Below are 10162 nucleotides of genomic sequence, written 5' to 3' on the forward strand. Positions count from 1 at the left end.
CTCAGTTGCTCGCGTCCACTGTGTTGGTTCTGAAACCACGAACAGCCCCACTTCCGTTCACGGCGTGGTGCGGCTGAACAGTTTCACAGTGCTGCATCACCCGACGGCACGACACAGGACCCGAGTTCCATGAGCCAGGAAGTCCCTGCCGAGGTCATCGCCGTTCTCCTATTGCAACCCCCTGCGCCGGAGCCGGGAGCGGTGTCGCGGCTGCAGCTGATCGGTGCGCACATCACCGGACGCCTCGAACTGCGCCACGCCGCGGTCGAGATCCCCTTCTCCTTCCGCGAAAGTCGGTTCGATGAGCCGGTGGACCTCGCCGACGCCTCCCTGCGCTCGGCGGACTTCACCGGCTGTCACATGCCTCGGCTGCGCGCCGACCGACTGCGCGCGGACGGCGATCTGACACTTGACCAGCTGGTCAGTGGCGGATTGGACCTGTTCGGCGCGCAGATCAGGGGCGATCTGTGGCTCACTTCCGCCCGCATCACAGGCGACGGAGCCGGCTTTGCCGTGAACGGGCCTCAGCTCCGCGTCGAAGGCGGCTTGTACGCGCACTCCGCTCATGTGACGGGCGGGCTCAACCTGTGGGGCGCCCAGGCCTTCACCATTGAGCTCACCGAGGCCCACCTGTCCGGCGAGGAGGAACGTCCGGCGTTCCGTGGCGACGGCCTCCACCTCGTTCAAGACCTCCGCTGTACCAGCCTGTTGGTCGACGGCGGTGGCGTCCGCCTGTTCGGCGCAACGATTGGCGGCCAATGCTGGCTTGCCCGTGCCGACATACGGACTACCACCGGGTGGGCCGTCAGCGCTCCGACGCTCACCGTCGGTGGTGGTATCTACGCTGGTGGCCTGACGGTCGAGGGGGGTGTCAATCTGTTCGCTGCGGTGGTCGGCGAATCGATAGAACTCACCGCCAGCACGCTCCTCACGTACCACCAGTTCGCGCTTCGGGCTCCCGGAGCCCGAGTGGAAGCAAACATCACGCTGGACAATGCGTCACGCGTCGCAGGAACCATCGATCTCACCCGGGCCGAGGTCAAGGGCACCCTTTCGCTCATCGGGACAACGTTCACGGAGGAAGCAACCGTCGACCTGCACCGCGCCGCCCTCGGAGCGCTCCATCTGGAGGCCCTCACTGCGCCGCCCGCCACCCTCGACCTGAGCGCTGCGACCGTCGTTTCCATCACCGATTCCACTGACTCGTGGCCCGCACAGATTGCGCTCACCGCACTCACCTACCAAGCCCTCCACCCGGTGATGCCGGCCGCTCACCGTCTGCCCTGGCTACAGCGCAGCGCTGACTACCACCCCCAGCCCTACGAACAGTTGGCCGCCTACTACCGTCAACTCGGCCATGACGACGACGCGCGCACAGTACTCCTGGCTCGGCATCGACAACGCCGGCGCAGCCTGCCATGGCCTGCCCGGCTATGGGGCTACATCGAAGACGCCACTGTCGGATACGGCTACAGACCGAGGCGCGCGCTGATGTGGCTGCTGGCCCTGGTCGCCACCGCTGCCATCGCCTTCTCAGCAGCACCACCACGGCCCGCTCAATCCCACGGACCGTCCTTCCAACCGATCGTCTTCTCCCTCGACCTGATCCTGCCCGTCCTCGACCTGGGTCAGGAAAAGGCGTTCACCCCTGTCGACAGCACTGCCTGGATCGCCTGGATCAGCTCCCTCTCCGGCTGGCTACTCGGCACCACCGTGATCACCAGCCTCACCCGTCGCCTCACCGGCTCCTGATACTCCAGTGCGGTTTCGTGATCTATCCGGTGGGTTCGCTGGTGGTCCGTCGTCGGTAGTGGCTGTGGCGGCGAGCAGGTGGCGGATTTCCGGGACGGTGAGTGTGATCGGATCGCGGCTGCGGGCAAGGTGGCGCGTGCTGGTGTGCCGGTCGGGAGCCGCGTCAGCGGCGAGGGCGGTCAGGAAAGCGAGTCCGACCTGGCCCTTGGCGGTTTGGAAGCATTCCTCGATGCTCCAGCGGACACCGGCGACGCGGACCAGTTCGGACAAGGCACTTCGGTGGTGACCAGCACAGGTAGAAGGCGAGTTCGCCGGCGGAGCGGTCGCGTCGGATGAGCAGGTGCCGGCGGCTGCTGCTGGTGTTAGTCCACGCCCAGTCGTAGTAGCGCGGCCCTTTCGCGCCGTTTCCGGCGCTGTGCCGCTGCCAGGTGGTGGAGGGCAGGCGGCTGGCCCCTCAGACTTCCCGGGGCCGGCTCAGCGGAAGGCCGTCGGCGGGCCGTCGCCGGACGGTGAGGAAGAGTACAACTCCCGCGCAGAGCAGACAGACGCCTCCGAGGAGGAGAAGCCAGGGGCTGAGCAGGCCTTCGGTGCAGGACTGGCCGCCAGCGGTGTTGTCGCAGTAGGTACCGGGGCCGTGCCGGTTGAGGTAGGCGAGGAGGAAGAGCGGCAGGCTCGCGCCGGACACCAGACCGACCATACCTCGCCCGGTTCCACGGCGGGTGGCCAGGAAGATGGTGGCGGCCAGGGCCAGGGGCAGAATGAAGAGCCCGATCGAGAGCACCGTGAACAGGGCGAGCAGGTAGCAGGCTCCGGTGAGGAACCAACCGGTGAAGAGTAGCCAGTCGCGTCTCTTTCTTGTCATGCCTTCCTCTTTCGTTTGAAGATGTCGAGGACCGAGGCGATCTTCCGTGCCCGGTCGAACAGGGCGAGAGCGGGTTCGCGTTCTTCTTCGAGGTTGGCGAGCATCTCCAGACCCAGGTACAGGGCCACGATCGCGTGGGCGAGTTCCTCGGGCGGCAGCAGCCGGGCGGCTGGGTAACCCGCAAGTCCGTCCCGGATACTGTCGGCGGCGAAGGCACGCCACGGACGGATCCGGGCTGCAACTTCTGGACGTAGCTCGGGGGTGAACTGGGCAGCCGCGATCATCTCGACGAGCACGCTCACGTGCCCCTCGTTCAGGTCCTCGTCGAAGACGGCCCTGGCAGCCTGCACCAGATCGCCAAGGCTCTTTGACGCGTCGACCATGCCCTGGTAACGATCGCGGCGCGCGCTGCTGACCGCGTCCAGGGCCGCCAGGTGCAGTTGGACCAGCGAACCGAAGTGGTAGAAGATCAACGCCTGATTGCAGCCGGCGTGCCGGGCGATCTCCCGCGCGCTCGCCCCGGCGAATCCCTTCTCACGCAGCGCTGTGATCGCTCCTTCGATCAGTGACGCCCGGGTACCTGCAGAGCCAGCCTTCCCGGCCGGGTCGACAGACCGCTTCCCACCGGCCTTGGCCACGAAGCCCCCTGTTCACCAAACGATTTGAGCAACCGCTCAAAAGGCTAGACGCATTCAGCGGTTGTGCCAAGAGGACGTATTGGGCAGCAGCAGGCGCCAGGGATCTACCGCGGTTTGACCGCCGCCAGGCCGGCCCAACCGGTCTGGCGATCAAGTCACCGCGCGACTGAAGATGAAGCCAGGTCGGCGGGGACGGTGGTGGTGCAGGGGCCGCAGGCGGGCAGCGCCTCCCAGGGGAGTCGCAGGAACCCGTGTTTCACGCCCTGCTCACGCCATGGTGATGCCGCCGAACAGTGGCTCTGGACCCGAGAAGGGCGGTGACGGAACGGCGTGTGGTCGGGGGGTGCGCAACGGGCAGGTCTCCCGTGCCGTTGAGGGAGGTGTTCGACGTCTCAACCCAGCAGCACAGGAGCTTTGTTGGTGCCCTACCCTGCCGCACTCGACCTGCCCCACGCCTTGGTGGAGTGGGTCACGATGCTCATCTTCACCCGTCGGCGTGACCGGCGGTGCGAACTCCCGCCGCACCGGCGTGCGCTCGTCGCACTCGTGTACCTGCGCCGGCATGACACCCTCACGAGGACCGCCGCGGCCTTCGGGATATCCGTCGGTACCGCCCACGCCTACGTCACCTCCGTCATCGGCCTGCTCGCCCAGCAGGCGCCCGGCCTGCTGAAGACACTGCGCGACCACGACCCGGACTTTGTGCTCCTGGACGGCACGCTTGCGGAGTGTGACCGCGTCGGCGACGGCAGAGCCGACTACTCCGCGAAACACAAACGGCACGGAGTGAACGTGCAGGTCGTCAAGGACCCGGACGGTCAGATTCTGTGGCTCTCGCCGGCGCTGCCGGGCCGCACGCACGACCTGACGGCCGCCCGCACCCACAAGATCCTCCGGATCTGCGCTCGTCAGGGCGTCCCGATCCTCGCCGGCACGGCCTACGTCGGCGCGGGCGACTGGGTCACCACCGCCAAGCGCCGCCCATCCCACGACGAACTCACGCCTACCGAGCGGACCAGGAATCGGGCAGTGTCCGGAGCCCGCGCACCCGTCGAACGCGGCATGGCACGGCTCAAATCCTGGCAGATCGTCCGCAGATCCCGCATCAGCCCCAACCGCATGAGCGTCATCACCAAAGCCGTCCTCACTCTGGAGAGGCAACGCTGAAAACGCTCACTGGCTGGAGCCGGACTTTCACCGATCCACGGCTCTGCGCGGCGATCGTCGACCGCCTCACGTTCAACGCCACCATCGTCGAGACCGGAACCGAGTCCTACCGACTGGCCCGCACCAAGGCGCAGAAGAACGAGGCCGCGAAGACACCATCACGATGCCACGGAGTAGCTGAGATCCGTCGCGGTGAGCGAGGCAGGCACCAAATGCAGCCACATCGTGCCTCGTTCGCCCGGATCGTCGTGCAGGTAGTGCACGAAACGCTCGTCCCACAAAGCCTCGTCTGCACCCAAATAGCGGGCAATCTTGCGCCGCCCCCTCGGCACGTCAAAGGGCACAAGCTCGGCCTGGCCCCGAGCTATCACCTGCCGGACACACCCCGTCGCGAGATCGCACTCGTCCACCACGAGGGCGACCTTCGGGTCATCCTTCACGCCGTCGAACAGCCGGGCCCATGGGCCTGTCAAGGTCCAGAAAGCTCCCTCCTCCCAGAGGAACCAGACAGGACGAACCGTCGGCCCGCTCGGCGCGATACGAGCGGTGAGCGGCTGCTGAAGGAAGGCATCCACATCAAAACCAGGAGATTCCACATCGTCAATCTTCTGTTCCCGCCGATCACTTCACCACCGACCTACGACCTACGACCAAAGCCTCAGACGCCCCGAGCCCCCGGAAGAAAAGGGGAGTCCCCACGCAAGTGGTCCCGGCGCCGACCAATCCCCGGGGCCGCTGGACAACGTCACAGCCCCATCTGTGGACTTCCCCTGATTGGTTCCATCAGGCGTCATCTGGCGGGGGTGTCGTGATCAGGTCCTCGCCACCGGCGAGCGCGACACGATGGCTCTCCAGCGGTACGACGTGCAGGTCCCCGGCCGGCCCGGGTACTGGGAGGAGCGCTACTGGAGCCCGGTGAACGTGCCGCTGGTCGACCAGGACGGCAAGGTCGTCCTGCTGGTGCACCGGGTGGAGGAGGTCACCGAACTGATCCGGGCCCGCCAGGCCACCGGTGGCGGGCGGGCACAGGTGCTGGAGGCCGAACTGTACCGGCGGGCAGGCGAGTTGCAGGAGATCAACGAGCGGCTGCGGCAGGCGCACAGCAGGGAGCGCGAAGTGGCCGTCGCCCTCCAGGAGGCGATGCTCCCCGCGCCGCGGAAGCTGGGGCGGCACGGAGCGGCCGTACGCTACCGGCCCGCGACCGGCGGGCTGAACGTGTGCGGCGACTGGTACGACCTGGTCGACCTGGTCGGCGGGGACCGGGTCGGCGTCTCGGTGGGGGACGTGGTCGGGCACGGGCTCGAAGCAGCCTGCGTGATGGGGCAGTTGCGCAGCGCGCTGACCGCGGCGTCCCGGGTGGCCGCGGGGCCCGCCCAGGCACTCGACGTGCTGGGGCGGTACGCGCACGTGGTGGACGGCGCCGAGTCGGCCACGGCGGTGACGGCGTTCGTCGACTTCCACCGGCACACGGTCACCTACAGCAGCGCCGGGCACCCGCCACCCGCCCTGCTGCACCCCGACGGCCGGGTGGAGTTCCTCGACCGGGCCACCGATCCCCCGCTCGACGCCCGCCCCGATCCGCAGCCACGCCCACAGGCCGTCACCGCGTTCGACGACGGTGCGACGCTCGTCCTCTACACCGACGGACTTGTCGAGCGCCGCCGCGAGGACATCGACACCGGACTGCACCGGCTCGCCCGATCCCTTTCCGGCAACCGCGAGTTGGAGCCCGAGGAACTCGCCGACGCCGTACTGGGCGAGCTGCTCCCACCGGACGGTGCGACCGATGACACCGCGCTGGTGGTCGTCCGACTGTGATCGCAGCGCGGGCGAAATGCCGCGCCGCGTATACCCACACCGAACAATACGACGAACATCACAAATACGTATCGGACATTACGCACGTCAACCTTCACACGAGTGACACAAGTTGGCTAAGTTGACGTTCAAGCCGCTCGGCTCCCCCCGGCGAATCCCGTCGGGCCGCGCGGCTTCCGCCGAGTCCGGTCCCCACGGGGTGATCCGGAGCCGGGGACCCAACCGACCACTGGGGTGAATCGGCCGAATGCCCGGCAGGGCAGGGGCCGTAGGGCATACCTTCCGGATACCAGGCCCGAACCCTCCCCCAGTGCCTGAACGGCCTGGGAGTACCCCCACTGCTGACCCGGTAGGCGGAGCACGGAAGGAGCACGACCCCCATGGCGTCCGAGAGCCGTGACGAGGTTCGACAGCGGATCAACAACCTCTACGACCAGGCCGAGAACGCCACCGGGAACTACAACGCCACACGGGCGATGAGCGGTGGTTCGCGCTCACGCGGCGTCCCGCTGTTCAAGCGGCAGCGTACTGACGACCCGGGCCTCGACAACATCGCCCGGGAGTGGTTCGAGGGTGCGCGGGCGAAGCTGGGGCCGAGCGTGCCGGCCGCGCTGCCGTCCGACCGGATGCCCGAGCGGCCCGGCCCGCGCCGGCCGGTCAGCGCCATGGCCGCCGACCTGCTCAGCCAGTTGGAGGACTCCGGCCCGGCCCGTCCGGCACTGCCCGCGGGGCCGTCCGCGCAGAGCGGCGTCGAGGTGGTCCGTGAACTGCCCGCGGAGCGCCCGAAGCTGGAGCTGACGGCGGGGCCGGTCGCGGCGCTGCCCGCGGGCGGGCCGATCCCGTCGAGCCCGCCCAAGGCCCTGTCCGCGGCCGCCCCGCGCCGGACCGCGCCGGGGACCTCCAAGACCAAGAGCCAGCTGAAGGTCGCCAAGGCGCGCGAGCTGCTGTCGCAGCGCACCGGGCAGCCCGCCCAGACGTCGCAGAACCCGTGGCCGATGCCCGAGACCCGGGTTCCGGCGCAGGAGTGGTCGACTGCGGCCGTCGGCATTCCCGCCCAGCGCACGGACTCCGGCGCCTTCCGGACCGACGCCCTGGCCGGCACGGGCGTGCTGCCGGCGATGACCGTGACGGAGACGGGCGCGATCCCGCCCGTACCCACCATGGACACCGGCGGCTTCCGCGTCATGACCCCGGGCGCCGGCGCGGCCCAGAACATGCCCCCGGCGGACACGGATTCGTACCGCACCATGACCCCCGGCGCCGGTGACGCCGCCCAGGCCGTGAACCCCATGACCGACAGCGGCGGCTTCCGCGTCATGACCCCCGGCAACACGAACACCGCCCCCGCCACCAACCCCATCACCGACAGCGGCGCCTTCCGCGTCATGACCCCCGGCAACACCGACGCCACCCCTGCCACCAACCCCATCACCGACAGCGGCGCCTTCCGCGTCATGACGCCGGGCGGCACGGGTGCCTTCCCGACTACGGCCGCGGGGCCGTCCCCGGCGGACACCGGTTCCTTCCGCATCATGACGCCGGGCGCGACCGGCACGTTCCCGATGCCGTCCGCGCCCGACTCGGGCGCCTTCCCGACCACCGGGGCCTCCGGCACCGGCGCCTTCCCCTCCGCCGCCCCCATAACCACGGGTGCCTTCCCGACCGCCGCACCCGCACCCGTTCCCGTTCCCGTTCCCGCCCCGATCGACACCGGCTCCTTCCAGGTCATGTCGCCGCAGGCGGCCGCCTATGCCGCCACCTACGCCACCGCGCCGGCCGCCACCCCCGGGATGGGCTACCCCACCGGTGGGTACGACACCGCGGCTCAGGCCGCCACCGCGGTCATGCCCGCCGTGCCCCCCATGCCCGCCGGCCCGCCGACCGACCCCGGCATGGGCGCCTACCCCATGGCACCCGCGGCCGACATGGCCGCGTACGCCGCCGGGATGCAGCCCGCGGCCTCCGGCTACCCCACCGCCATGGCGATGACCCCGCCCCCCGCACCGGCGCCCACGCCGATGCCGATGCCGATGCCGATGCCGATGCCGTCCACTCCGATGCCCCCGGTCATGGCCGCGCCCCCTGCGGCGATGCCCCTGGCGCAGCCGGCCATGACGGTGCCTCCCGCTGCGGTGGCCGCCGCCCCCGCAGCGATGGCCACCGCACCCGTCGCTGTCATGACCGCGCCCCCCATGGCGATGACCCCCGCCGTCCCGGTGGTCACCGCTCCGGCCCCCGCTCCCGCCGCCTTCCCCCAGGCCGTCGCCGTGGCCGAGCCCGGCAAGGCCATGAGGGCACTGGAGTTCGCGCGGGCGCAGATCGGACGGCCGTGCGTCTGGGGGGCGACCGGACCGGAGTCGTACGACTGCTCCAGCCTCACCCAGGCCGCCTGGCGTGCCGCGGGCGTCACACTGCCGCGTACCGCCCCGGAGCAGACGCTGGCCGGCACCCCGGTGACGCTGGCCGCCGTCGAACCCGGTGACCTGGTGTTCTTCTTCGACAACGACAGCCACGTGGGAATCTACGCGGGTGGCGGCACGATGATCCACGCGCCGAGCCCCGGGGCGTCCATCCGCGAGGAGTCGATCTACAACGCCGGGGAGTCTGCGATCCACCGGGTGATCCGCCCCGCGTAGCCGGGACGGACCCGGGCGTCAGACCCTCCGCCGCCGCGTGCGCCAGCTCTCGTGGTGGTCCAGGAGGGTCTCCTCGACCGGCCGGTAGACGAGGCCCAGTTCGTGGACGCTGCGGCTGTTGTCGACGCGGAAGCGGATACCGAGGTGTTTGCGTATGTAGTCCTGGGTGAGGCCGAAGAGCGGGCCGAGGATCCGTACCGGCCAGTGCGGGAGCGCGGTGCGCGGCAGCCGCGGGTCCCAGCGGTGGCGGGTGCGGATGATCCGGGACATCTCATGAAACGACGTCATCGTCTCGTTGGCGACGATGTAACGGCCCTTGGCCGCCGGGTTCTCCGCCGCCGCGATGTGCGCGTCGGCCACGTCACGGACGTCCGCGGTGGTGAACCCGAAGTCCGGGGCGCCGTAGCAGAAGTAGCCCTTGAACAGTTCGTCCAGCAGGAACAGGCTGCCGGACTCGGAGGCGGGCGCCAGGGACGGCCCCAGCACGAGGCCGGGGTTGACCGACACCATGCGCCAGCGGTCCTGGGCGGCCTCGGCGTCCCAGGCGGCGCGTTCGGCGACCGTCTTGGCGTAGTGGTACGGGTTGTTCGCCACCGTGCTGGTGGTGTTGAAGTACTGCTCCGTCAGCACCTGGCCGGGCATCTCACGGACGTCGGCGTAGTCGCCGAAGATCGCGCCGACGGTGGAGGTGAACACCAGGGTCGTCACCTCGGGGGTACGGGCCACGCTCCCGAGGACGTTGCGGGTGCCGAGCAACGCCGGGTCCACCACGTCCCGCCGGCCGTCCTTGATGCGCTCCGGCATCAGGAACGGCGAGGCCACGTGGAAGACGGTCGCGCAGCCGCGGAACGCCTCGTCGAAGGAGCCGTCCCGGAGCAGGTCGGCACGGAACAGGGCGAGTTGTCCGGGAAAGGCCTCCTGGAGGTCCCACAGCGGCCGGACCTTCGCGGCGTCGGAGGTGCTGCGAACGGTCGCACGGACCCGGTAGCCCCGCTCCAGCAGCCGTCGTACCAGATGGCTGCCGACGAATCCGCTGCCGCCGGTCACCGCGACGGTCGTCTCCCCGCGTGCGTCCACGCCCTCACCCCTCGCCCTCGGGCGCACCGCGCCTCGGTGCGCCGCAGAGGACAGGGTGGTGCATGGCCGGGGCGGCCGCCAAGCACCTGGGGGAACCGCACCGGGTACCGTTCCCGGGCATAAGCCGGACCCGGGATGGGTCATAAGATCGCCTTATGAGGTCATAGACCGGACCCGCGTACTAACTTAGGACTGCCTTAGTTTAGGCTTCC

General features: G+C 69.5%; 7 protein-coding genes and 2 pseudogenes. 5 read left to right on the forward strand and 4 right to left on the reverse strand.

Annotation, left to right across the window (positions count from 1 at the left end):
• Nucleotides 1-129 precede the first annotated feature (129 nt).
• On the forward strand, nucleotides 130-1752 hold the full coding sequence (locus ABZ646_RS30810; protein ID WP_360525954.1) for a hypothetical protein: 1623 nt from the start codon (nucleotides 130-132) through the stop codon (nucleotides 1750-1752).
• Nucleotides 1753-2206: 454 nt separating this feature from the next.
• On the opposite strand, the gene ABZ646_RS30815 is transcribed toward ABZ646_RS30810, so the two are convergent.
• The gene (locus ABZ646_RS30815; protein ID WP_360525957.1) at nucleotides 2207-2614 is read right to left on the reverse strand and encodes a hypothetical protein; all 408 of its coding nucleotides are present in this window, start codon (nucleotides 2612-2614) and stop codon (nucleotides 2207-2209) included.
• A complete protein-coding gene (locus tag ABZ646_RS30820) occupies nucleotides 2611-3252 on the reverse strand; it encodes a TetR/AcrR family transcriptional regulator (RefSeq protein WP_360525959.1) in 642 nt (213 codons plus the stop codon). Before ABZ646_RS30820 ends, ABZ646_RS30815 begins: the two co-directional genes overlap by 4 nt.
• A 417-nt stretch (nucleotides 3253-3669) precedes the next feature.
• On the opposite strand from ABZ646_RS30820, the gene ABZ646_RS30825 reads away from it, so the two are divergent.
• Both ABZ646_RS30825 and ABZ646_RS30830 read left to right on the forward strand, forming a co-directional pair.
• A complete protein-coding gene (locus ABZ646_RS30825; RefSeq protein ID WP_360525962.1) occupies nucleotides 3670-4419 on the forward strand; it encodes a transposase family protein in 750 nt (249 codons plus the stop codon).
• A pseudogene (locus ABZ646_RS30830) lies at nucleotides 4410-4553 on the forward strand (ATP-binding protein); the annotation flags it as partial. The gene ABZ646_RS30825 and the pseudogene ABZ646_RS30830, both read left to right, overlap by 10 nt.
• A gap of 24 nt (nucleotides 4554-4577) precedes the next feature.
• On the opposite strand, the gene ABZ646_RS30835 reads toward ABZ646_RS30830, so the two are convergent.
• Entirely contained in the window at nucleotides 4578-5015 is a 438-nt protein-coding gene (locus ABZ646_RS30835) for a pyridoxamine 5'-phosphate oxidase family protein (protein WP_360525965.1), read from the reverse strand.
• A gap of 217 nt (nucleotides 5016-5232) precedes the next feature.
• Between ABZ646_RS30835 and ABZ646_RS30840 the strand changes: the two are divergent.
• Nucleotides 5233-6237: pseudogene (locus tag ABZ646_RS30840) on the forward strand (PP2C family protein-serine/threonine phosphatase); the annotation flags it as partial.
• A 380-nt stretch (nucleotides 6238-6617) separates the two neighbouring features.
• The gene (locus ABZ646_RS30845) at nucleotides 6618-8873 is read left to right on the forward strand and encodes an NlpC/P60 family protein (RefSeq protein ID WP_360525968.1); all 2256 of its coding nucleotides are present in this window, start codon (nucleotides 6618-6620) and stop codon (nucleotides 8871-8873) included.
• 18 nt (nucleotides 8874-8891) lie between these two features.
• Here ABZ646_RS30845 and ABZ646_RS30850 read toward each other — a convergent pair whose 3' ends face one another.
• A complete protein-coding gene (locus ABZ646_RS30850; protein ID WP_360525971.1) occupies nucleotides 8892-9950 on the reverse strand; it encodes an NAD-dependent epimerase/dehydratase family protein in 1059 nt (352 codons plus the stop codon).
• Nucleotides 9951-10162: the final 212 nt, after the last annotated feature.

The sequence above is a fragment of the Streptomyces sp. NPDC007162 genome, from assembly GCF_040634175.1.
GTDB lineage: Bacteria > Actinomycetota > Actinomycetes > Streptomycetales > Streptomycetaceae > Streptomyces.

What these genes read in the sequence shown, in the direction of transcription:
- ABZ646_RS30815 (WP_360525957.1), bottom strand. Translation starts at nt 2,614, where the DNA reads ATGACAAGAAAGAGACGCGACTGGCTACTCTTCACCGGTTGGTTCCTC.
- ABZ646_RS30810 (WP_360525954.1), top strand. Translation starts at nt 130, where the DNA reads ATGAGCCAGGAAGTCCCTGCCGAGGTCATCGCCGTTCTCCTATTGCAA.
- ABZ646_RS30845 (WP_360525968.1), top strand. Translation starts at nt 6,618, where the DNA reads ATGGCGTCCGAGAGCCGTGACGAGGTTCGACAGCGGATCAACAACCTC.